Here is a 23389-nt window from a genome sequence, read left to right as displayed (position 1 = left end):
GATGAAATCGAAGTTTCCCGTCCTGTGCGGCTCGATCCTCATCTGTGAGCTCTTCGTCGTCTACTTCGCAGTGCTCACTGCCTACGGCCTGGCGGTGAAGGCAGCAGGATCTCTGACCTTGGGACAACTGCTCCTTGGCGCGTCCGTGATTGCCGCCCTGGCCATCGTCTCGGTCTTGCTGCTGCCACGTCGGATCGGCCAGAAGCGACCGGGTGTGGCACTGGGCTGGGTCGTGCAGATCCCCCTGCTGGCTTCGGGATTCCTCGTCACCTCGATGTTCTTCGTCGCAGCGATCTTCATCGCTCTCTGGGTGGTGTCGGTGTACTGGTCGGCGAGGATCGACAGGGAAGTGGCGGAACGCGCCTGAACCGCCTCGGCGGTTGATATCAATGAACTCCACGGCGGTTAAACTGTGACCGCCGATCATCGCACAAACGAAAAGGACCGGAATGGAACGCACTCTCATCCTCATCAAACCCGATGGTGTCTCACGAGGACTCGTGGGTCAGATCCTCGCTCGGATCGAATCCAAGGGATACGCCATCGATGCTCTGTCGCTGCGCACCGCGACCGCGGAAGAACTCTCCGCCCACTACGCCGAGCACGAGGGCAAACCCTTCTACCAGCCCCTCGTCGACTTCATGTCCGAAGGACCGGTCGTGTCGATCATCGCCTCCGGCCAGGGAGTGATCCCAGGATTCCGTTCGCTGGCGGGTGCAACCGACCCGACAGCGGCGGCACCGGGCACCATTCGCGGTGATCTTGGCCGCGACTGGGGCGAGAAGGTCCAGAAGAACCTCGTGCACGGATCCGATTCCGTCGAATCGGCTGAACGCGAGATCGGAATCTGGTTCCCCGCCGAATAGATCTCAGCACACAGACGCGGGTGCCCTGCGGCAGTCCTTCCTCGGAGGGACCGGCAGCAGCGCACCCGCGTCACTTCATGGCAGTGCTGAACAATTCAGGATTTGCTCAGAACAGGGTCGAGAAGAAGTTCCAGAACTGAACGACGATGCATGCTGCGATGACGAGCAACCACAGAACGAAGATCGCCACATTCTCCTTGGCGAGGACTCTGGCCATCGGATTCCGCGCGATTCGGGCGCCGAAACTGCCGGCCAGAACATTGTGGGCCGTGACTGCGACGAACATCGGGATCGTCATCGTCCACACCACCATGCACCAGGGGCAGCCGACGCCGATCTTGTAGATCGAGACGTAGAACAGGAACATGACGAGGACGGTGCCGAGGGCCAGGCCGATGTTGAGTCCCACCATGATCCACCTCGGGATCCTCGTCCCGGCGAGGAGCAACACGCCGAGGAGCAGCGGGAATATGAAAGCGCCGATTCCCAGGAGCTGATTGGGAAAGCCGAAGAGCTGGCTCTCGGGAGACTCCATCACCGATCCGCAGGAGAAGAACGGGTTGAGGTCGCAGGAGAGCACCGCGTTCGGGTCCTCCAACTTCTCGTACTTCTCGACGGCAAGAGCGAAGGACGCCAAGTAGCCGACGACGGACGCAACGATGAGGAAGACGCCGAGACTGGTCGGCCGCAGGACCCAGGATCGGGTCTGCGGCACCACGTCGATATCGTCGTCAGGAAGAGTATCTGCGGTATTCACACTCCAAGAATGCCTCCCCGGACACTGCGCGGCAAACGGGGGCGACCGTGAATAGTCATAGACGGGAAGTGACGGAGACCATAGACAGCAGAGATCGACCGGAGCACTTCGGTCGATCTGTGACATAATGGCCAGACGGATACTTGCTCTCACACCGAGCAGGAGAAGTGCCTCCACCGAGTCGAGGGTACGACCTCGCAGGTCGACACCAAGAAGAGGCAGCACCGAAGGCCTACGCGCTGAGCGCGAGCTGGAAGTGCCATCCACAAGTTTCGGTCCGACTTGGACCATGCAAGGATCCGAAGATCCGTGAGGTGTGGACGGAGTCTTCGGACTGGGAGAAATCATGAATGACGCGTCGAATGACGGCAACGAGGCAACAGAGGGCATCCTCGCCGATCTCGCCAATCTGCAGCAGTCGGTGAATTCCGCAGACTCCTCTCATGGGGATGTCGACGAGAGCATCAGAGCGAAGCTCGACAACATCGCCGAGGCTGCGCAGTCTCTGCGCATTCCCGAGCCGAGCGATGGTGACTCGGACGAGGACGTCGAGGACATTCCGGAGCAGAGGCCGGTCACACGGAAGAAAGCACGGGACGCTGTAGCCAACAGGGGACTCGTGTTCGAGCAGTTTGTCCGTGAACCTGCCGTGGATCCGCAGAACGCAGCGAACAACGGTCGGGGGAGCGAGGCCAACGATCCCTTGGATGCCGATGACGACGATTCTGCAGACACTGCCGCGGATGACGCCTCGCCGGCGCCGGCTCCCACGTTCGATCCCCGCAACCCTTTCGCAGCTCCCACCGTGGACCCCGCTCCTGCTCCGATCCCGCGCAGCGCGCCAGCCGTGCCACACGACGGTGGACTGATCTTCCAGGTGCCCAAGGCCGAACTGGCTCAGCCCGTCCAGGTTGAGAATGACACCGACGATTCCGACGATTCCGACGAATACGACAGCGACGCGGACTACGCTGAGGCGCCGGACGCCGATACCAACAGCGTGAAGAGCGATGACTCTGACGACAACGACTCCAACGACTCCGGCGGCCGTCGGCGTCGCCGAGGAGGACGCGGTCGTCGTTCTCGTGGACGCGATGACAACGGCAGTGAATCGGATCACGACGATTCGCCATCGTCAGCCGAAGAATCTGCTGACGAGGATTCCGATTCCCACTCGAGTAGACGTGAGTCACGCTCCGGCAACCGGTCGGAGAAGAAGGCTCCGCAGACAGATTCGAACAAGTCCGCCGGCGCCAAATCCTCTGATGACAAGAACTCCGGCCAGCAGTTCGAGAATTCCACTGACTCCGGTGATGATGACAACGATGACGATGACGACAACGGTTCCCGTCGCCGTCGTCGCCGTCGTTCACGGACACGCAGCACGGACAACGATGAGGTGACCTCGCTGAAGGGCTCGACTCGTCTCGAAGCCAAGAGGCAGCGCCGTAAGGAAGGCCGTGAGGCAGGGCGCCGCCGCCCAGTCATCACCGAGGCTGAATTCCTGGCCCGTCGTGAATCTGTGGACCGGACCATGCTGGTGCGTGAAAGCGGCGAGCAGACACAACTGGTCGTCGTCGAAGACGGGATCACAGTCGAGCACTACCTGAAGGAGAATCGCCAGCAGTCTTCCCTCATCGGCAACGTCTACCTTGGCAAAGTCCAGAACGTGCTGCCGAGCATGGAAGCCGCCTTCATCGACATCGGCAAGGGCCGCAATGCTGTGCTCTACGCCGGTGAAGTCAACTGGGACGCCCTCGGCATGGATGGCAAGGCTCGCCGCATCGAGGTGGCGCTCAGCCCCGGCGACGCCGTGCTCGTTCAGGTCACCAAGGACCCGGTCGGTCACAAGGGCGCCCGTCTGACGAGTCAGATCTCCCTGCCCGGACGTTTCCTCGTCTACGTTCCCGGCAACTCCATGACCGGTATCTCGCGCAAGCTGCCCGACGTCGAGCGCAATCGACTGAAGAAACTGCTCAAGGAACTCGTCGGTGACTCGAATGGAGTCATCGTGCGCACCGCAGCCGAAGGAGCAACGGACAAGGAGCTCAGCAGGGACGTCGAACGACTGGCGAAACGGTGGGAGACCATCGAGAAGAAGTCGAAGTCGACGAAGGTGCTCGCGCCCCAGCTCCTGTACAGCGAGCCGGACATGATCGTGCGGATCATCCGCGACGTCTTCAACGAGGACTTCTCGTCTCTCGTCATCGACGGCGACGGCGCGTGGAACACGATTCACGAATACGTCGAGGCCGTGGCACCGGATCTGCTCGAGCGCGTCCACCGCTACAGCGAGGACGAGGACATCTTCGACCACTACCGGGTCGAGGAACAGGTGCAGAAGGCGCTGCAGCGCACTGTCAACCTGCCATCGGGTGGTTCGCTGGTCATCGACCGGACCGAGGCAATGACGGTCATCGACGTCAACACCGGCAAGTTCACCGGGTCAGGTGGAAACCTGGAAGAGACCGTGACCCGCAACAACCTGGAAGCAGCCGAGGAGGTCATCCGGCAGGTGCGCCTGCGGGACATCGGCGGCATCATCGTCGTCGACTTCATCGACATGGTCCTCGAATCGAACCGCGACCTCGTTGTGCGTCGCCTCGTCGAATGCCTGGGGCGGGACAGGACCAAGCATCAGGTCGCCGAGGTGACCTCCCTGGGTCTTGTGCAGATGACGCGTAAGCGCATCGGCACCGGACTCGCAGAGTCCCTCGTCAGCGCCGGGGCCGACCTTTCCGGTCGGGGACTGCTGCTGCCGGGTTCAGAAGAGGACGGCTCCAAGGCCCATCACGGCAATCGGTCCACACACAACGACAACTCGAACAGCAAACGTGATCGTAAGCGTCGCGGTGACAATAAGTCGTCGTCGAAGTCCAACGACTCCGAAGGCCAGAGTGACGCCGCGGCCAACGACGCCTCACGTTCGGCCGTAGCCGCCATCGCCAAGGCCACGCTGAAGAAGGACGAGACGGCGTCCAAGGACGCCGAGAACTCTCAGGACACCCCGGTTTCGAGCGACACCGAGTCGACGCCGAACAGTGACACCACGAAAGAATCGCAGGGCAGCGAATCCTCCGATTCGACCGGCAGCGGAAAGTCGGGCCGATCCCGGACCCGCAACAGCCGGAAGCGGTCCAATGCCAAATCCTCGGAGACGTCAGAGCCAGCGCATGACGAGCCTGCTCAGGACAAGCCACTCCAGGACAAACCAGTCCAGAACAAGCCGGCCCCGGCGAAAAAGGCTGCGGAGCCTGCTGCCGAGCTTCCGCTGATGATCGGTGCGGACACCGCGACCAAGGTGGCCAAGGCTGAACCGGTCAAGGCAGCACCGCGGCGGAAGCCTGCTGCCAAGACTCAGGCTGCCGATGAGTCGGCGCAGCAGTCGCTGCCGACGTCATTCGTCATCATCGGCGAAGACTGACCATCATGTCCGCACTCGTGTGACTGATGCGGACAGACGACGAGGCGTCCCGCCACCGATCATGAGGATCGGCGGCGGGACGCCTCAGTTCTTGGATTCCTGATTCCTCGTCGTGCTGATGGTCGGCTGCGCAGCCTGATCACCGCAGAGCACGATCATCAGATTCGCTACGAGATCGCTGCGCTCGAGATGACCGAGCTTGACGATCCCGCGCCCCTCGATCTGCTCGATGGCGGTCTCGACCATGCCCACAGCACCTTCGACGATGAGCTGGCGGGCGGCGACAACCGCTGTAGCCTGCTGTCGTTGGAGCATGGCGCGTGCAATCTCTGCGGCGTAGGCCAGTTGCGTGATGCGCGATTCGATGATGGTCACGCCAGCGGCGGCGACTCGTGCTGCGACCTCATTGGAGAGTTTCGACGTGATCTCATCGGCGTTGTCGCGCAGGGACATCCGGTTCGGATCCGAGGAATCGTAGGCATAGGAGTTTGCGATGTGGCGCACAGCGGTCTCGGCCTGGATGGCGACGAACTCCTCGAAGTCATCGACTTCGAACAGCGCCTGGGCCGTGTCTTGGACCTGCCAGACGACCACGGCGCCGATTTCGATCGGATTGCCGTCGAGGTCGTTGACCTTCAATGTGGATGTCTCGTGGTTGCGGATGCGTGTCGATACCTGAATCTTCGAATAGAAGGGGTTGACGAAGCGCAGTCCCGATTGGCGCACTGTGCCGACGTACTTCCCATAGAGCTGGAGCACGACAGCATTGCCCGGAGCCACGGAGGTGCAGCCTTTGAACATGAACATCGATGCAATGAACATGACGATGGCGAGTGCGATGAGGATGACCCCGACCGCGGCCTGGGCTACGGTCATGATGAGTCCGACCACTGCGAGCAGAAGCGCCAGAATCAAGAGGATGACCCCGCCGACGATGGCGAAGTAGCCCGAGACGCCGCCCGCCGAGGTCTCCCTGACGCGTTCGCCCTCGACCGATGCGATTCTCGACGGCACAGGTCGGCTCTGCTCCGGGGGAACTCCGGGGATCCTCTGCGGCCCACCCGGAAGGGGCTGCTGCGGGTTAGCCTGAGGACCAGAACCGGGATACTGGCCGCGCCCGGGGTGAGGCCGCTGCTGTGTCGGTTGAGATCCTGGTGGCTGATTCGGAGGCGGAACGTGCTGATGAGGGTTCTGGGTCATGATTTCAGTCTAGGTCACAGAATGAGACGTGCATCTCACCAATACCTGCTCAGTGTGATGTACGTAACAGTTGGGTAACTGTATTCGCGTCCTGTGCTGTAGAGCTTGCTCCCTTCCAGGGGGTACGGCAGGTTATTGCACCATGAACACTTTGTTATTGGCAGCAGATGCCCCCAAATCACCGGTTGATGATGCAATCAACTCCTGGTTCGATCCGATCGCCACCTTCTTCGGCGGGATCATCTTCGCCCCCTTGACCATCGGTGAGCTTTCCTTCCCCTTCGTTGTGCTCTGGCTCATCGCCGCGGCACTCATCTTCACCATCTACTTCGGCTTCATCCAATTCCGCGGCTTCAAGGTCTCACTCGAGGTCGTCCGCGGAAAGTATTCGACCAAGAACGATCCCGGGGAGATCACGCACTTCCAGGCCCTGGCCTCGGCACTGTCTGGCACCGTCGGGCTGGGAAACATCGCCGGTGTCGGTGTCGCCATCGCCTTGGGCGGCCCCGGCGCCACCTTCTGGATGATCATCGCCGGCCTCCTCGGCATGTGTACGAAGTTCGTTGAGTGCACACTGGGCGTCAAGTACCGCGAGATCGACGAAAACGGCGTCGTCTACGGTGGTCCCTTCAAGTATCTGCCCATTGCATTCCGCAAGTTCTCGAAACCCGTCGCCTCGGTCCTCACCGGCATCTTTGCGGTATCCATCCTCATCTTCGGTGTCGTCGGCGGCGGGATGTTCCAGGCCAACCAGACCTTCGCTCAGGTGCGCACCGCCACGGGGGGCGCCGATGGCTTCCTGGCAGGCTCATGGGCTGCACTCATCTTCGGCATCATCTTCGCCGTGCTCGTCGGGCTGGTCATCCTCGGCGGAATCCGGTCGATCGCGCACGTCACCGACAAGCTCGTTCCGGCCATGGGAATCTTCTACGTAGTCTCCTGTCTGCTGGTGTTGGCCATCAACTTCGCTCAGATCCCACAGGCCTTCGGTGAGATCTTCCAAGGGGCATTCGCGCCTCAGGGGATCGCCGGCGGCATCGTCGGCGTCATGGTCATCGGTTTCCAGCGTTCGGCCTTCTCCAACGAAGCCGGCATCGGTTCGGCAGCCATCGCGCACTCAGCCGTCAAGACCCGTCGACCGGTCTCAGAGGGCTTCGTTGCTCTGCTGGAGCCCTTCGTGGACACAGTCATCATCTGCACCATGACCGCGCTGACCATCATCGTCGCCAACCAGCCGTCCTACACCAATGACCTCGGTGAGGGTGAGATCGGCGGCGTGGCCTTGGCCTCGGACGCCTTTGCCACTGTCGCAGGCTGGTACCCGGTGCTGTTGGCCATCGCCGTCGCTCTCTTCGCCTTCTCCACCCTCATCACCTGGGCCTACTACGGAGAACGGGCGTGGGCCTACCTCTTCGGCAAATCGAAGGGCGCGGCCACGGTCTTTCGTGTCCTCGTCTGTGTATTCGTGGTCATCGGGTGCATTGCCAGCTTCAGCAAGGTCGTCGAGTTCGCCGATGCCGCCCTGTTCCTCTGTGCGTTCATCAACATCCTCGGCTTGTACATGCTGATGCCGGTGGTGAAGAAGGAGATGAAGAAATATCTGGCCGACCGCAAGGCCGGTACGCTCATGGATCCCGACACGAAGGACGCCGTCCCCGTGGAGGAGATGGTCTGAGCGCAGCTTGCCTGAGGCCGATTCCGCGATGGCGCGGGGTCGGCCTCCGTGCGTCGTCGATGGATTGTCGCGAGTCTCGTTAGACTGGTGCACGTGGATCAGATCAACGACAAGACACATGCCCAGGAGCGACTGTTGGAACTGCGCGGAAGCATTGACAACATTGACGCAGCGCTCATCCATCTGCTCGCCGAGAGGTTCAAGCTCACAGAGACAGTCGGTGAACTGAAGGCTGACCATGGTCTGCCTCCCGCAGATCCTGAGAGAGAGGGCCGACAGGTCGCCCACCTCCGCAGGCTGGCCGAAGATGCGCACCTGGACCCGGAGTTCGCGGAGAAGTTCCTGACCTTCATCGTCGCCGAGGTGATCCGTCATCACGAACGGATCGCTGAGACCCGGGAAGCCTGAGTTCTTCAACTCGAGCGGTTTGCCCAACTGCGGTCGAATCCACTAGACTTGATCGTCGGTGCGCACGTCGCACCACGGCTGGTGATTCCTCTCAATGGGACACCCTGGGAAAACCTTCTTCGGGAGCCAAGGGATCAACCGCCGTTCGTTTGTGTATGAACAGAAAGGGTTCGACCATGGTCTATGCCATTGTCCGTGCCGGTGGCCATCAGGAAAAGGTCAGCGTCGGAGACATCATTACAGTCAACCGAATGAAGGCGAAGGCCGGGGAAAGCGTCGAACTCGATGCAGTCCTCCTCGTCGACGGTGAGTCTGTCACAACCGACGTTGATGCCCTGTCGAAGGTTGCGGTCAGCGCCGAGGTCGTCAATGAACTCCGCGGCCCCAAGATCATCATTCAGAAGTACAAGAACAAGACCGGTTACAAGAAGCGTCAGGGCCACCGCCAGGACCTCACCCGTCTGAAGATCACGAACATCAAGTAAGAGGAGACTTCACATGTCAAGCAAAAAGGGAGTCAGCTCGTCCCGCAACGGTCGCGACTCGAACGCGCAGTACCTCGGTGTGAAGCGCTTCGGCGGACAGGTTGTCAAGGCCGGAGAGATCATCGTTCGCCAGCGCGGAACCAAGTTCCACCCAGGCGCCAACGTCGGACGCGGCGGAGACGACACGCTCTTCGCACTGTCGGCAGGAGCCGTGGAATTCGGCAAACGCAACGGTCGCAAGATCGTCAACATCGTCGGCGCTTGATCGACTAGTTCTGTTTTTCCCCTGTTAGGGGTCCATGAAGGGTGAGTCTCGAGACTCACCCTTCATCTGATATAAGGACATTATGGCCACCGAGTTCATAGACCGTGTCACAGTCCATCTTTCCGCCGGAGACGGCGGCAACGGCTGCGCCTCGATCAGGCGCGAGAAATTCAAACCCCTTGGCGGCCCTGACGGTGCCAACGGTGGTCAGGGCGGTGACGTCAAGTTCGTCGTCGACGCTCAGACCACAACGCTGCTCCCACTGCACCACCGTCCGCATCTGACTGCGAACGACGGCGGCATCGGCAAGGGCGATCTGCGCCATGGTGCGGATGGCGGTGACCTCATCATCGCCGTCCCTGACGGCACGGTCGTGAAGAACCAGAACGGCGAGATCATCGCCGACCTCGTCGATGCCGGAACCGAATACGTCGCTGCCGCAGGTGGCCGCGGCGGCCTCGGCAACGCGGCTCTGGCTTCCTCGAAACGCAAGGCACCGGGTTTCGCTCTGCTGGGTGAACCCGGCGAAGCACTCAGCTTGGTGCTCGAGCTCAAGACGATCGCTGACATCGCGCTCGTCGGCTACCCCTCAGCCGGCAAATCCAGCCTCATCGCGGCCATGTCTGAAGCTAAGCCGAAGATCGCGGACTATCCGTTCACCACACTCGTGCCCAACCTCGGCGTGGTCCAGGCAGGCGATGTGCGATACACCATCGCCGATGTCCCAGGCCTCATCCCGGGAGCATCAGAAGGCAAGGGCCTCGGTCTTGAGTTCCTCCGACACGTCGAACGCTGCGCCGCATTGGTCCATGTCGTCGACATGGCGACGTGGGAGCCGGGCCGTGATCCTGTCTCGGACCTGACCATCATCGAATCGGAGCTCGCTGCCTATGCAGTCGACCTCGATGACGGAAACGGACTGCTGCCTCTGTCGGAACGCCCCAAGCTCGTGGCGCTGAACAAGGTCGACATCCCCGACGGCAATGACTTGGCCGATATCGTCCGCCCCGACCTGGAGGCGGCAGGTTATCGAGTCTTTGAGATCTCCGCGGTCAGTCACATCGGTCTGCGGGAGCTGTCCTTCGCGATGGCTGAACTCGTCTCGGCCGAACGTGAGCGTCGGGCAGAGCTCGAGGCGACGCCGAAGCGAGTCGTCATCCGTCCTAAGGCCGTTGATGACCGTGGCTTCCAGATTCAAGCCGAAAGCGACGAGGACGGTCCTGTCTTCCGCATCCGCGGCGTCAAACCCGAGCGTTGGGTGCGGCAGACGGACTTCGCCAACGACGAGGCTGTCGGCTATCTCGCCGATCGCCTCGATCGCCTCGGTGTCGAAGAGTCACTGTTCAAGGCCGGTGCGAAGCCAGGTGACACGATCGTGATCGGCGGAGACGACGGCGTCGTCTTCGACTGGGATCCGACAAGCGTCGGCGGCGCCGAGCTGCTGGGCAGCCGCGGTACCGACCTGCGTCTGGATGAGGATGCCCGTTCGACTCGTAAGGAGCGAAAGGCCGCATTCCATGATCGTATGGATGCGAAGGCCGCCGTTCGTGCCGAGTTCGAGCAGGAGCGCCTCGCGGAGCGTGCCAGTCGCGACCGCGAAGGTTCTGCCGGTGTCACCTCCGATTCCGAGTCCGGTCAGGAATGAGCGACAGCCAGTCCACCGATTCTGGCAGCATCTCGGCGCGTGCCGATATCGCAGCTGCACGCCGCATCGTGATCAAGGTCGGTTCTTCGTCACTGACCACCCTCGACGGGGGATTGGACGAAGCAAAGCTGATCGCGCTCACCGATGTCATCGGAGCCCATCGTTCTGCCGGGCACGAAGTCATCCTCGTGTCCTCCGGCGCGATTGCGGCCGGGCTCGAACCGATGGGCCTCAACAGGCGCCCCGGTGACCTTGCCACACAGCAGGCCGCTGCCGGAGTCGGCCAAGGTCTGCTCATGGCCGCCTATACCCGGGCACTGGGTCGCTACGACCTGGTGCCCGGCCAAGTGCTGCTCTCAGCCGATGACCTGATCCGACGCACTCGGTACAGGAACGCTCAACGTGCCATCGACAAACTCCTGGCCCTCGGGACACTGCCGATCGTCAACGAGAACGATGCTGTGGCGACAGAAGAGATCCGTTTCGGTGACAACGATCGCCTGGCTGCCCTTGTCGCACACCTGTCGCACGCAGACGCCCTCGTCCTGCTCTCCGATGTCGAGGCTCTCTATTCGGGACCGCCGAATCTGGCCGATTCTGTGCGCATCGAGCAGGTTTCCTCCATCGCCGATCTTCACGACATCTCCATCGGCGGGACCGGGGCCGCCGGCACCGGCACAGGGGGCATGGCGACGAAGGTCGAAGCCGCGCTCATGGTTGCCGACTCGGGGATACCCGCGGTGCTGACCTCGGCAGATAAGATCTCAGCAGTGCTCGGTGGTCAACGCGTGGGCACGTGGTTCTCGGTGACGCATAAACGTCGGGGGACACGTCTGCTGTGGCTGCGCCATCTGGCCCGCACCTTCGGTTCGGTGACCATCGACGATGGTGCCGAATCCGCTGTGCTCTCCCGCGGAACCTCCCTGCTGGCTGCCGGTGTCACCGGCGTGACCGGGGACTTCGAAGCTGGCGACCCGATCGAGATTCGGAACCTCGGCGGTGAAGTCATCGCACGTGGCATGACCAACTTCTCTTCGCAGGAACTGCCCGGGATGTTCGGCATGTCCACGGACGAACTTGGCACCCGACTCGGAAATGATTACCGTAAAGAGGTCATCCATCGCAATGATCTCGTACTCACGCACGTGAGCGGGGGGAGATAGTCCATGACCGCTGTATCCGAGATACATCCCAAGACCGTCCGGGGTGTCACCAGAGTAGTCAGGAACGCAAAGAGCGCTGCCGCTCACCTGGCGACGTCATCGACGGCAGAGAAGGACGCCGGGCTGCGCGCGATCGCCGACGCACTGCTTGAGAATTCCGACCGAATCGTCAAAGCCAATGAAGTCGACATCGCCGCCGGCATCGACAACGGAATGAACGCAGGTCTCCTCGACCGCCTGCGACTCGACCACGATCGCATCGAAGCCATGGCCGCATCAGTGGAGACGGTCATCGATCTTGACGATCCCGTGGGCAACGTCGTCGTAGGACGAGTTCTGCCCAACGGCATCAGATTGACTCAGAATCGTGTGCCCATGGGCGTCATCGGTGCGATCTACGAGGCCCGCCCCAACGTCACTGTCGACATCGCGATCCTCGCGCTCAAGGCGGGCAATGCCACCGTCCTGCGCGGAGGCTCAGCGGCTCAGAACTCCAACGCTGAGATCGTCTCCGTGCTGCGCAAAGCCGTGGAATCGGCTGGTCTGCCCGCAGATTCGATCAGCGGTATCGACCAATTCGGACGTGACGGGGCCAGCGTGCTCATGAACGCGCGTGACTACGTCGACCTCCTCATTCCGCGCGGTGGCGCTGAACTCATCAATACAGTGGTGCAGGATTCGCTGGTCCCGGTGATCGAAACCGGAATCGGGAATGTCCATATGTTCATCGATTCATCGGCCACCGTCAAGAATTCAGTCGACCTCGTAGTCAACTCGAAGACACATCGCCCCAGTGTCTGCAACTCGCTTGAGACCTTGTTGGTCCATGAGAAGGCAGCCAAGCGCGTACTTCCCAAGATACTCGATCGCCTCGACAAGGCCGGGGTCGTTCTCCATGCCGACACCACTGTCGCGGCGCTGGCACCGGAGTCGATGAAGGTCAAACGTGTCTCTCGACGCGACTGGGCGAAAGAGTATCTTGACCTGGAGCTGGCAGTGAAGGTCGTGTCGGGAATAGACGAGGCGATCGAGCATATTCGGGCCTATTCCTCGGGCCACACCGAGGTGATCGTGACCAAGGACATCGACAATGCTGAGACATTCGTCACGGCGATCGATGCCGCAGCAGTCGGAGTCAACGTGTCCACACGGTTCACCGATGGGGGAGAGCTCGGCTTCGGTGCAGAGGTGGGAATCTCGACCCAGAAGCTCCATGCCCGCGGACCCATGGGCGTCGAACAGCTGACGACCACGAAGTGGGTCATGATGGGCAATGGTCAGATCCGCAGCTGACGCTGCTCGGCGCAGAGCACATCGGCGGTGCACTCAGACGCCGTCGATGCTCATGTCGATGCCCACTTGTCGCACTGTTCATGAGAAACTGAAGGCATAAGCACTGCGACGCAGACCGACCGCGTCATCATCACCGAGAAGGAGAGAGCACGTGAACGCAGCCCTGTTGACCACCGTTGCCGAAGGCGCGGAGAAGGCAGCCCACCACACCGAATTGCCGATGGATCCGATCTTCTTCGGACTCATCACCCTCGCGATCTTCCTCTCGATGGCAGCAGTGAGCCGGTCGTGGAAGGGCATCTCCAACCGCCACTGATATGGCTAAGCAAACACGCAGGGTCGGTGTCATGGGTGGCACCTTCGACCCCATTCACCACGGTCACCTGGTCGCAGCCAGTGAGGTGCAGTCGACCTTTGATCTCGACGAGGTCGTCTTCGTACCCACCGGACGTCCGTATCAGAAGGATGCCGGCGAAGTCACCAGCGCCGAACATCGGTATCTGATGACCGTCATCGCAACCGCGTCGAACCCGCGCTTCACAGTCTCCCGAGCCGACGTTGATCGTCCAGGACCCACGTACACCATCGATACCCTGCGGGACCTGGCCAGGAGCTACGGGTCCGACACAGAGATGTTCTTCATCACCGGCGCGGACGCTTTGGCTCAGATTCTGACGTGGAAGAATGTAGATGAGCTGTTTTCCTTGGCTCACTTCGTCGGAGTGAGCCGCCCGGGGCACGAACTTCGCAGTGAGGGTCTTCCGGTGGACAGGTTGAGCTTGGTGCAGATCCCTGCACTGTCGATATCGTCCACGGATTGCAGACTACGGGTGATGGATGGGGCGCCCGTCTGGTATCTCGTACCGGACGGGGTCGTTCAGTACATCGCGAAATACGAGTTGTACAGGAGTGAAAATGGCTGAGGAGCAGTTCACGTCACGCCGTGCCAGGCGAGAAGCCGAGCGGGTGGCTGCGGAACAGGCGTTCGAAGCACGAGAGACACCTGAGCAGCCAAAAGAGCCGTCATCGAACAATCGGTCCGACCTGCTGAACCCGCCGCCAGCACAGGCTCAGGCACCTGAATCGCGGGCAGACACCGAGCCACCGTCTCAGGCCGCCCCTGAGCGCGGCGCATCATCTGGCGACCAGGCGCAGGACTCGCGACCTCCTGTCGAAGCGGCGGAGCCCGTCGATCCGCAACAAGCTCCCTTGCCTCATTTCGATTCGCGCACCGCCCGTAAAAGCTACCTTCGCGATAACGGGTTGTCTCGTGAAGGCGACCTCTCCACCGGAGCGACCCCTGTCATCGCAGGACCGGAAACGACCTCGCCCGAGGAATCAGACGAGGCTGCAGCCGGCCAGAACGAATCCTTCGACTCTGCTGGATTCGGCGGTTCGGCCGATGAAGTCGCCGCACGAGACTTCGAGTCTCCGGTCACTGCGGCCTCCGCACCGCGACCGACTGCCTTCGACGATGCCCCACGTGATGCACTCTCCCAGCCGATCGAAGATCTGGACCCGGGTGCAGCAGCGACCACTTCCCAGTCTGAACCTGCAGAATCTCCAGTCCAGGACTATGCTCTTTCGTCCGCTCCCAGGCGGCCCGCTGCTGAACAAGCGCCGCCTGTACAGCCGAAGCCCGAACCGCCCCAGCCCCAGCAGCACACGGAGGACTCACCAGCCTCGGCTCAGGCATCAGCCCCGGCTCAGGCGCCACCCCCGGCGCAGTCATCAGGGCTTGGACAGTCGGCAGCCGCCGGTGATGCGTTCAACGATGATGCCACCGATGAGGGCGGCGAGACGAGCCGCTCGCGGCGCATGCCTATCGTGCAGCCGCCGAGCAGCTCAGGAGTGCGGGTCGTCACGGCCGCCTCAGCCCAGATTCCGGAGGTCGACAGCCCGGCGGCGACCCCAGGCAGCGGCACCGACCGGCCTTCGACGGACCGCAGTGACGCAGGCCAAGGCCGGCAGGCAGGGACGAGATCAACGGACGACTCGTCTGCTGCAGGCACTGGAACCTCGTCCGACGACGCAGCTCGCGCTCTTGCGGCTAACCCCGAGACCCGTCCGATGGAGACCGTTCCAGAGGCATGGGCACTTCCCAATCCTGACTACGAGGACGAAGAGACTGAGAATCCTCCGGGGACACGTATTCGCGCCAGCGAGGTCACCGGTCACGACGGCCGGATCCTTGTTGGGGAAGAACCATCCAAAGTACCCTATGTAGTGCTGGGTGTCGCTGCGCTCTTCGCAGTCGCACTCATCGTCATTGCACTGGTCATGTTGCTGTAATCATCTGAAAGGCTCTTGTGAGCGAGACCGTTGAATCAACCCAAATGCTGAGGACTGCCGCACGTGCGGCAGACGAGAAGTTCGGCACCGATCAGGTGGCCCTCGACGTGAGTGCCACCCTCTACATCACCGATGCCTTCCTCATCATCTCAGCGGAGAACGATCGGCAGATCGCATCGATCGTCGACGCCGTCGAAGAAGCCCTGCAGACGGCCTATGGTCACACTCCTCTGCGCCGTGAGGGTCGGGGGAGCGGGGACTGGGTCCTCCTGGACTTCGGTGACATCGTCGTCCACGTCTTCTCGCAGGAGCAGCGCGAGTACTACGCGCTCGAACGCCTGTGGAAGGACTGCCCGGTCATCGATCTGGAACTGCCGGCGCCGGCTGCCGCCGACGACTCTCAATGACCAGGACCGTCATCTTCTGGCGACATGGCCAGACTGACTACAACGTCGAACGCCGGTTCCAAGGTCAAAGTGACATTCCGCTCAATGAACTCGGGCGGACTCAAGCCGCTCAGGCAGCGAGCTACCTGAGCGAACTTCTGCCTGAGCTCATCGTGTCCTCCGACCTGTCGCGCGCCGCTGACACCGCCGACGCACTTGCTTCGCTGGTGAACGTCGGTGTCACACGCGACGAGCGTCTGCGTGAGACCGCATTCGGCCAGTGGGAGGGTCATACCCGGGACGAGCTCAGTGCATCGTGGCCAGACGAGCTCGAACAATGGCTCAGCGGAGCTGACACGAACCCACCAGGTGGGGAATCCCGCACCGAGTCAGGACGTCGAGTCGCCTCGGCGATTACCGACATCGTCGCTGGATCGGAGGCCAAGACCATTGCCATCGTCGCTCACGGCGCAGTCCTGCGCGCAGCCGCAGAACTGCTGCTCGGCATGGACGGGCCAGGTCGCCTCGGAGTCCTGGGAAACTGCGGACACGGCGAATTCGGATTCACCGGCACCAGCTGGATCCTGCGCAGCTGGGGCACAGTTCCCTCCTGAAGCGGGCTCTGCACAGTCCTGAACCGGTGCACTGCACAGTCCTGAAGCGGGCTCTGCACACTGACGACTCGTGCACTCACTGTGAGGCGTGAACCGCACGAATCATGCCCACCAGCGCCTGAGCCGACGCGTCCCAATCGAAGAGCTGGGCCTGCGTCTGCCCGGCTGCCGAGAGTTGGGACCACAGCGCGGCATCGGTGAGACGTTCGATCGTGGTGGCCACGTCACTGGCGTCATCGGGGTCGAAATAGACAGCAGCCTCGCCGGCGATCTCGTGGAAGATCGGTATGTCCGAAACTGCCACCGGCACACCTTGGGCCATCGCCTCGATGACAGGAAGACCGAATCCCTCCTCCTGAGAGGCCGTGACGAGAGCGGTTGCACCCTCGAGCAGATCTGCATATTCACTGTCGCTGACCCCCCGGTGAAAGATCACCTTCGCCCGGCTGGGGATCAGTGCACGCAACGCGGCTTCACGTCTGCCGTCGATTCGACTGGCGATGTGCAGCGTCCATCCCGGCAGATGCTCCAGGGATCGAATGAGGGTCTCGACGTTCTTATAGGGCAGGAACGCGCCCATGTAGACCAGCGAACGCGCATCACTCCTGTTGACCGAGCGTTCTCCGGAAACAGCAGTCTCAGCGGCATTCGACACCACGGTCACCGGCTTCGATGACAGATGGTGCTCTGCGATCAGGTTCTTCGTCGTCTGGCTCACGGAAGCGATCGCATCGGCGCGCCCCAACAGCAGACGCTGCGGGGCGTAGCTGAGGTGGTAGGCCCGCCACAGCAGCCTGAGCGCCGCGGACAGATCGGCCGGGGGCAGCGGGTGCGAATAGTAGATGAGATCGTGGACGGTCAGGATGAGGCCGTACCTGCGTCCCGTTGATCCCATCACCTGCATGGTGGAGAAGACCACATCGGCGCCGAGGTCGTTGAGCTTCTTCGCAATGAAGATCTCCTGCCAAGACGTGGGGGAGTTGAGTCTCACCCATGCACAGTCGGGGAGGAGATCGAGCTGAGCTTCATCGTTGATGATCGCAGTGACCTCGATGTCGGTTCCCCGCACGGCTGTGAGCAGAGCAGCGAGCAGGCACGATCCGTAGCGGGAGATGCCATCGTGGTGGGTCGTTCGTGTGAAGCGGGCATCGAAGTAGACGCGGATCGTTTCGTTCGTCTGAGTGCTGTTTGTGCTTTTGCTCATGGAACTCCGAGTCGATAGTGTGATCATCTGTAAGTCTGCGTTCATCCGAGATTACGTTCATCGTGACGAAGGGTCAGTGAGTGAAGGAACCATCACCTGCGTCCGTAGCACCGAGGCTACGGTCATGATCCTAACGGTTCTCGCTCTTGCCGCACTCATCATTCTCACCCCCATCATCACTCGCTGGCTCGGTCGAGCCAGTGGATGGCTCCTGGCTGCTGTCTATCTCGGCATCGCCGGCCTGTTCACCCCCACCGCCGTCGAGGTGATGACCGGGGCCACTCCAGAAGTGTCCTACCAGTGGATTCCCTCCCTCAGCGTCGATCTGGCGCTGCGTGCCGACGGCATCGGCGTCATCTTCACCTACATCGCGCTGATCATCGGCGCGATCGTCTTCGCCTATTCGACCGGTTACCTGTCCAAGGGACGAAACACGAGCTTCTACTGGCTGATGGTCATCTTCACCTTCTCAATGGTGATGCTGGTACTCAGCAACGACCTCTTGGTGCTCTTCGTGTGCTGGGAACTGACGTCTCTGGCCTCCTTCTTCCTCATCGCTCGGTCAGGCTCGCCCGGCCAAGGCCCTTCTCTGCGCACCATGTTCATCACCTTCATCGGCGGACTCTCGCTGTTGGTGGCAACCGGAACCATCATCGCGGTCACCGGGACCACGAACGTCCACGAAGCGCTGATCTCGCCCGTCTGGTCGGGTCAGTCACCGGTGACGACGCTGGTTGCGATCCTCATCGCGGTCGCGGCGATGACCAAGTCGGCTCAGTTCCCCTTCCATTCCTGGCTGCCAGACGCGATGGCCGCAGCCACCCCGGTCTCCGCTTATCTGCACGCGGCAGCCGTGGTCAAGGCCGGCATCTTCTTGCTCCTGCGCTTCACACCCGCCTTCCACGCCACCCCTGCTTGGAACACCCTGCTCATCGTGGCCGGCCTCATCACCGCCTGCATCGGCGGCTGGTTCGCTCTCAACCAATACGACGTCAAGAAGCTGATGGCCTATTCCACGGTTTCGCAGCTGGGTCTCATCACAGCGGTGATCGGCGTCGGCTCCGAGGCGGCGATCGCCGCTGCGTGCCTGCACGTGATCGCCCACGCCCTGTTCAAATCCGGACTCTTCATGATGGTCGGAGTCGTCGACCATCTCGCCGGGACTCGCGAACTGACTCGGATTCCACAACTGATGCGAGCGGCTCCGGGGTCCTTCTTCGTCATGATCATCGGGTGCGCCTCCATGGCAGGCATCCCACCTCTGCTCGGCTTCGTCTCGAAGGAATCCCTCTTCACAGCATTCAGTGACACTCCCGGTTCGGCTTGGACCGGATGGGCAACCCTGCTGGTGGCCGTCGCCGCCTCGGTCCTCACCTTCGCCTACTGCGCGAAGACCGTCTGGGGAGCATTCATCGATGGCAAACCGGTGGAGAAAGCGAGACTGGGACACGGATCACCCGTGATGCTCGTTTCCGCTGCGCTGCCGATCCTCGCCTCGATTCCGCTGAGCTTCGTTCTGTTCGTCTTCGACAATCCCCTCGATCAGGCAGTCCAAGCGGCCATTCCCGACGCAACCGAAGCAGTCCACCTTGCTCTCTGGCACGGGGTGAACAAGGAACTGATAGCCTCGCTGCTGATCATCGCGATCGGCGTGATCATCATCGTCAACCGTTCCCGTGTCTTCGTCTTCTTCCACCGCGCAACCCTCGGCTTCGACGGCGCCCATGTGATGAGCGGACTGACGTGGGTTCTGCGTCGAGCCGGCCACGGCCTGAGCATCTTCGTCAAGCCGATGAACTCCGGCCCGTACCTCGCGCTGTCGCTGGGCGGTCTCGCCGTTCTCGCCTTCTCGGCCGTCCCGATCATCTATTCGGACCTGCCACCTCTGCACGATGGTCTGTGGCGACCCATCGACATCGTCCTCCTCGTCCTCATCACCGTGGCCGTGCTCGTAGTCTGCAGCTCCCACTCGCGTCTGACCACAGTGGTTGCGCTGTCGGGAGTCGGCATCCTCGCCACTGTCCAGATTCTGGCTCTCGGCGCTCCGGACGTCACTCTGACTCAGCTGCTGGTCGAGGCGATGACGATCATCGTCATCATGTTGGTGCTGCAGAAGCTTCCACGTTCCTTCTGGAGATATCCGAAGCGCCTGCAGGCCACCCGCGTGATCTTCGCCCTGATCGTCGGACTTGCCGCCACCGTGCTGACACTGGCTCTCAACGGGCGTCGGGATCGATCAGACCTCGGTCTGTACTACATCGAGAACGCCCCCGACATCAGCGGCGGGCACAACATCGTCAACACGATCCTCGTTGAGTTCCGTGCCCTGGACACCCTCGGCGAGCTGACCGTCCTCGGTATGGCCGGAATCGCGATCGTTGCAGTGATGTCGACGGTCAAGGACAAGTTCATCGATCCTCCTGCGGAGAACATCCCCGAACCACCGCGGCAGGCCTGGGTCTCGATCCGGCCCCGCGGCACGACGGCCTATCGTGCCGTCCACGAGGCCTGGCCCAACGTGATCCCACAGCAGCTGACGATGAGAGTGCTCGGCCCCCTGCTGGCGATCACCTCACTGGTGATCTTCTGGCGCGGTCACAATGAACCTGGAGGCGGCTTCATCGCCGCGCTTGTCGGATCCGCGATCATCGGTCTGCTCTACATGTCCACGGCCAAGGACCGGGCCATCGGCCCGCCTCGAGCTCCGCTGTACCTCATCGGTTCCGGCGTGGCGACCGCCGTGGTGACCGGATTCATCGGGCTCATCGCCGCCGGTTCCTTCCTCGAACCCCTCCACGGCTATTTCCTGGGTCAGCACTTCACCACCTCGATGCTCTTCGACCTGGGCGTGTACCTCGCAGTGGTCGGCCTCATCTTGGCCTCCTTCAACCTCCTCGGCGTCTCCGACTCCGCGGCCACACCGGCCGGTGACGATGTGCTGACCAACGGCATCATCCGCCGCGATGTCGAACGCACCCGCGAACGTGCCGATGAGCTCCTCTACGGCGAGCTCAGCGGACCGCTGGACGCGATCAGGGGAGAGCGGCCACCGCGTGAGCGGCGATCGAAGGTCGCCGACCCCGATGCGAAGGTACGAGCCTCATCGACTCATATCCTGCACGGTGATGCTCCCATCGAACGCTCCACCGGGGAGACAGCGGAGCAGCCGCCGCCCGACGAACAGCCGCCGACCGATGAGCAGGAGGATGCGAAATGGTCCTAGCCATCACAATCGGAGTGTTGACCGCAGGTGGGGTCTACCTCATGATGCAGCGGTCGATGGTCAGAGGGGTCTTCGGGCTCACTCTCATCTCCCATGCTGCGAACTTCATCCTGCTGTCTGCGGGAGTCGGAGCCTGGCGAGTCGAACCTCTGAGCAATCGGGGAGATCAGAGCCTGGCCGCCGACCCGCTGCCGCAGGCCTTCGTCCTCACTGCAATCGTCATCACCCTGGCGGTGACGATCTTCATGCTTGCTCTGGCTGTTCTCGGTCACGATGACGATCAGAAACGGGCTCCGGAGACAGGGGAGGCCCGAGAATCATGAACCCAGCATTCCTGCTCCTGCTCATCGGAGTTCCGCTCCTGTCCTCCGCGCTGAGTGTGCTCATCACCTCTCGCACTTTCGACCGCATTCTGTTGCTGGCGGCCCCGAGCTTCGTCGGCATCTCCGGCATCGTGCTGCTCATCGTCCACCATCGGCAGCCTGTGCTCGCCCATTCGGTCGGCGGCTACGTCCCCGGCCTGGCCATCCCCTTCGTCTCCGATACGTTCACCGCGCTGATGCTGGTCCTGACATCGCTCACCGCCATCGCCAGCTGCATCTTCCTCATCACAACTGGTGAGGACCAGTACCGCTTCGTTCCGGCTCTGATCCTGATGATGCTCACCGGCGTCTACGGCGCGCTGCTGACCGGGGACCTCTTCAACTTCTTCGTCTTCATCGAAGTCATGGTGCTGCCGGCCTACGCACTGGTGGCGGTGACCGGAACCTGGCGCCGCCTCGGTGTGGGCCGCATGTACGTCATGGTCAACCTCCTCACCTCGACGATCCTGCTCATCGGGGTCGGCTTCGTCTACGGCGCCACCGGCACCGTGAACATCGCGATCCTCGCCCAGATGGGGGCACCGACCGGGCAGGGAGCGCTGGCCATCGGAGTCGTCCTCTTCGCACTGATCATCAAGGCCGGCGGTGCACCGTTCCACGGCTGGCTGGTGCGCAGCTACCCGAACACCTCGGCGGGGATGATGTCGCTGTTCTCGGGACTGCACTCGAAGGTCGCCCTCTACGCGATCTATCGGATCTACACCACGGTGTACGGCGAACCCGCCGCCTGGGTCAACGTCATCGTCGCCATCGCAATCGCCAGCATCCTCATCGGCTCCATCTCAGGGTTCGGGCAGAACCGTGTCCGCAACGTCCTCGCCTTCCAGATGACAAGTGGGGTCGGGCATATTCTGCTCGGTGTGGTCCTCCTGACGTCGACGGCGCTGGGTGCCGGTGCCTTCTACATGGTCCATCACATGATTACGATGTCAGGCCTGCTCCTCATCATGGGAGCGGTCGAGCAGACGTACGGCAGCGGTTCGTTCAGGAAGCTGACCGGGCTGGCCGGCCGAGAGAGATGGGCGACGATCCTGATGATCCTCGGCCTCTTCTCCCTCATCGGCCTTCCGCCGACCTCTGGACTGTGGGGCAAGGTCGGACTCATCACGGCCGCGACCGGCGGCGAGGGTGCATTGGGTTGGTGGCTGGTCGCCGCGATCGTCCTCGGTGCTCTCATCAGCCTGCTCGCGCTTCAGCACACGTGGCGCAATACCTTCTGGGGGCCGCCGATGCAGACCTACCGCCCCGACTCAGCCGAGACCGGCAGGGCGCCTGCCGAACCCATCGTGAGGAGCGTCCGGATCCCCGCGCGACTCCTGGTGCCGGGAACGATCATGATTGCGATGTCCGTGGCCATCTTCGCCTACCCCGAGCCGCTGCTCGAGATCACCACCCGCGCCGCGACCGGGCTGCTTGACCACAGCGCCTACATCGAGGCGGTGACGGCCCCATGATGCGTCTCTTTCACGGCATCTCCTATCTGGGCTATATCGGCTGGGCAATCGTGACCGGGTCGTTGACCATCGTCACCCGCGTATTGCGCCCCGGCCAATACGCGCGTCCGATGATCGTAGAGATCCCGCTGCGGTGCGTGACCGACCTGGAGGTGACCCTATTCGCCTCCTCGATCACGATCACCCCGGGGACCTTGGTCACGGCCATCGCCGCCGGCACATCCACACAGCCGCCGGTGCTCTTCGTCCATGCCCTGTTCGAGGATTCGGAGGAGGCAGCTATGGAAGGCCTCTATGACATGGAGTCACGACTGCTTGCAATGACCCGTGGCCGGGCACCGTCCGGACCAGCAACCAGCTCCGCTGAGGTTGAACAGGAGGAAGGACGCCCATGACCATCGTCGTCAGCATCTGCATCATCATCCTCGCCGCGGCTGTCATTGTGGGACTGGTCCGGGTTCTCAGCGCCAAGGACCTGGGCTCGCGTGCGATTGTCAGCGATCTCATGTACTTCTCCGCCATCGGCATGCTCACGATGTTCGGCATCCTCGTGTCCTCGTCGATCGTCCTCGACGCGATCTTCCTGTCGTCCATGGTCGGCATTCTCGCCACCGTCGCCCTGTCCCGGATCCTCACCAGGGGGCTGCGCTGA

At 62.1% G+C, this 23389-nt stretch carries 23 protein-coding genes; 20 read left to right on the top strand and 3 right to left on the bottom strand.

The window, feature by feature from the left end; all coding sequences use genetic code 11:
- Position 1 precedes the first annotated feature (1 nt).
- The gene (locus tag JTF07_RS07785; protein WP_204233725.1) at positions 2-367 is read left to right on the top strand and encodes a DUF4233 domain-containing protein; all 366 of its coding nucleotides are present in this window, start codon (positions 2-4) and stop codon (positions 365-367) included.
- Between the two features lie 82 nt (positions 368-449).
- A complete protein-coding gene (gene ndk, locus JTF07_RS07780; RefSeq protein ID WP_204233724.1) occupies positions 450-866 on the top strand; it encodes a nucleoside-diphosphate kinase in 417 nt (138 codons plus the stop codon).
- A gap of 106 nt (positions 867-972) precedes the next feature.
- Here the strand turns inward: ndk and JTF07_RS07775 are convergent, their stop codons facing one another.
- Positions 973-1623 carry a vitamin K epoxide reductase family protein gene (locus JTF07_RS07775; protein WP_204233723.1) on the bottom strand — a complete coding sequence of 217 codons (651 nt, stop codon included), beginning with the start codon at positions 1621-1623 and terminating at the stop codon, positions 973-975.
- 346 nt (positions 1624-1969) lie between these two features.
- On the opposite strand from JTF07_RS07775, the gene JTF07_RS07770 reads away from it, so the two are divergent.
- Positions 1970-5047, top strand: coding sequence for an Rne/Rng family ribonuclease (locus JTF07_RS07770; RefSeq protein ID WP_204233722.1), 3078 nt, complete (start codon positions 1970-1972; stop codon positions 5045-5047).
- Positions 5048-5131: 84 nt separating this feature from the next.
- On the opposite strand, the gene JTF07_RS07765 is transcribed toward JTF07_RS07770, so the two are convergent.
- Positions 5132-6247 carry an SPFH domain-containing protein gene (locus JTF07_RS07765; protein WP_252199616.1) on the bottom strand — a complete coding sequence of 372 codons (1116 nt, stop codon included), beginning with the start codon at positions 6245-6247 and terminating at the stop codon, positions 5132-5134.
- 142 nt (positions 6248-6389) lie between these two features.
- Between JTF07_RS07765 and JTF07_RS07760 the strand changes: the two genes are divergently transcribed.
- The 12 genes from JTF07_RS07760 (at position 6390) to JTF07_RS07705 (ending at position 16473) form a co-directional block, all read left to right on the top strand.
- Positions 6390-7922, top strand: a complete 1533-nt coding sequence (locus tag JTF07_RS07760; RefSeq protein ID WP_204233721.1) for an alanine/glycine:cation symporter family protein — start codon at positions 6390-6392, stop codon at positions 7920-7922.
- Between the two features lie 93 nt (positions 7923-8015).
- The gene (locus tag JTF07_RS07755) at positions 8016-8330 is read left to right on the top strand and encodes a chorismate mutase (protein ID WP_143921530.1); all 315 of its coding nucleotides are present in this window, start codon (positions 8016-8018) and stop codon (positions 8328-8330) included.
- A 176-nt stretch (positions 8331-8506) separates the two neighbouring features.
- Positions 8507-8815: a 50S ribosomal protein L21 gene (gene rplU / locus JTF07_RS07750; RefSeq protein ID WP_204233720.1), complete on the top strand. Its 309-nt coding sequence runs from the start codon at positions 8507-8509 to the stop codon at positions 8813-8815.
- Between the two features lie 13 nt (positions 8816-8828).
- On the top strand, positions 8829-9080 hold the full coding sequence (rpmA, locus tag JTF07_RS07745) for a 50S ribosomal protein L27 (RefSeq protein ID WP_143921531.1): 252 nt from the start codon (positions 8829-8831) through the stop codon (positions 9078-9080).
- An 82-nt stretch (positions 9081-9162) separates the two neighbouring features.
- Entirely contained in the window at positions 9163-10725 is a 1563-nt protein-coding gene (gene obgE, locus JTF07_RS07740; protein ID WP_204233719.1) for a GTPase ObgE, read from the top strand.
- Positions 10722-11888 (top strand): glutamate 5-kinase, encoded by a 1167-nt coding sequence (gene proB / locus JTF07_RS07735; protein WP_204233718.1) that lies wholly within the window; start codon positions 10722-10724, stop codon positions 11886-11888. The genes obgE and proB overlap by 4 nt, the downstream gene beginning before the upstream one ends.
- A 3-nt stretch (positions 11889-11891) precedes the next feature.
- Entirely contained in the window at positions 11892-13181 is a 1290-nt protein-coding gene (locus JTF07_RS07730; protein ID WP_204233717.1) for a glutamate-5-semialdehyde dehydrogenase, read from the top strand.
- Between the two features lie 151 nt (positions 13182-13332).
- Entirely contained in the window at positions 13333-13497 is a 165-nt protein-coding gene (locus tag JTF07_RS07725; protein WP_167389343.1) for a hypothetical protein, read from the top strand.
- A gap of 1 nt (position 13498) precedes the next feature.
- Positions 13499-14104 (top strand): nicotinate-nucleotide adenylyltransferase, encoded by a 606-nt coding sequence (gene nadD / locus JTF07_RS07720; RefSeq protein ID WP_204233716.1) that lies wholly within the window; start codon positions 13499-13501, stop codon positions 14102-14104.
- A complete protein-coding gene (locus JTF07_RS07715) occupies positions 14097-15473 on the top strand; it encodes a prolipoprotein diacylglyceryl transferase (RefSeq protein ID WP_204233715.1) in 1377 nt (458 codons plus the stop codon). Before nadD ends, JTF07_RS07715 begins: the two co-directional genes overlap by 8 nt.
- A 17-nt stretch (positions 15474-15490) precedes the next feature.
- A complete protein-coding gene (rsfS, locus tag JTF07_RS07710; protein ID WP_353843911.1) occupies positions 15491-15880 on the top strand; it encodes a ribosome silencing factor in 390 nt (129 codons plus the stop codon).
- Positions 15877-16473: a histidine phosphatase family protein gene (locus JTF07_RS07705; protein ID WP_204233714.1), complete on the top strand. Its 597-nt coding sequence runs from the start codon at positions 15877-15879 to the stop codon at positions 16471-16473. Before rsfS ends, JTF07_RS07705 begins: the two co-directional genes overlap by 4 nt.
- Before the next feature lie 76 nt (positions 16474-16549).
- Here the strand turns inward: JTF07_RS07705 and JTF07_RS07700 are convergent, their stop codons facing one another.
- A complete protein-coding gene (locus JTF07_RS07700; RefSeq protein ID WP_204233713.1) occupies positions 16550-17677 on the bottom strand; it encodes a glycosyltransferase family 4 protein in 1128 nt (375 codons plus the stop codon).
- Between the two features lie 124 nt (positions 17678-17801).
- Between JTF07_RS07700 and JTF07_RS07695 the strand changes: the two genes are divergently transcribed.
- The 5 genes from JTF07_RS07695 to JTF07_RS07675 are packed head-to-tail and all read left to right on the top strand — an operon-like array spanning position 17802 to position 23389.
- Positions 17802-20900 carry a DUF4040 family protein gene (locus JTF07_RS07695; protein WP_204233712.1) on the top strand — a complete coding sequence of 1033 codons (3099 nt, stop codon included), beginning with the start codon at positions 17802-17804 and terminating at the stop codon, positions 20898-20900.
- On the top strand, positions 20891-21223 hold the full coding sequence (locus JTF07_RS07690; protein ID WP_204233711.1) for a sodium:proton antiporter: 333 nt from the start codon (positions 20891-20893) through the stop codon (positions 21221-21223). The genes JTF07_RS07695 and JTF07_RS07690 overlap by 10 nt, the downstream gene beginning before the upstream one ends.
- A complete protein-coding gene (locus JTF07_RS07685) occupies positions 21220-22737 on the top strand; it encodes a monovalent cation/H+ antiporter subunit D family protein (RefSeq protein WP_204233710.1) in 1518 nt (505 codons plus the stop codon). The genes JTF07_RS07690 and JTF07_RS07685 overlap by 4 nt, the downstream gene beginning before the upstream one ends.
- A complete protein-coding gene (locus tag JTF07_RS07680; RefSeq protein WP_353843910.1) occupies positions 22734-23132 on the top strand; it encodes a Na+/H+ antiporter subunit E in 399 nt (132 codons plus the stop codon). Before JTF07_RS07685 ends, JTF07_RS07680 begins: the two co-directional genes overlap by 4 nt.
- Positions 23129-23389: a monovalent cation/H+ antiporter complex subunit F gene (locus JTF07_RS07675; RefSeq protein WP_204233709.1), complete on the top strand. Its 261-nt coding sequence runs from the start codon at positions 23129-23131 to the stop codon at positions 23387-23389. Before JTF07_RS07680 ends, JTF07_RS07675 begins: the two co-directional genes overlap by 4 nt.

The sequence above is a fragment of the Brevibacterium sp. RIT 803 genome (assembly GCF_016892625.1).
Classification (GTDB): Bacteria; Actinomycetota; Actinomycetes; order Actinomycetales; family Brevibacteriaceae; genus Brevibacterium.
This window is presented reverse-complemented; position numbering and strand designations above follow the sequence as displayed.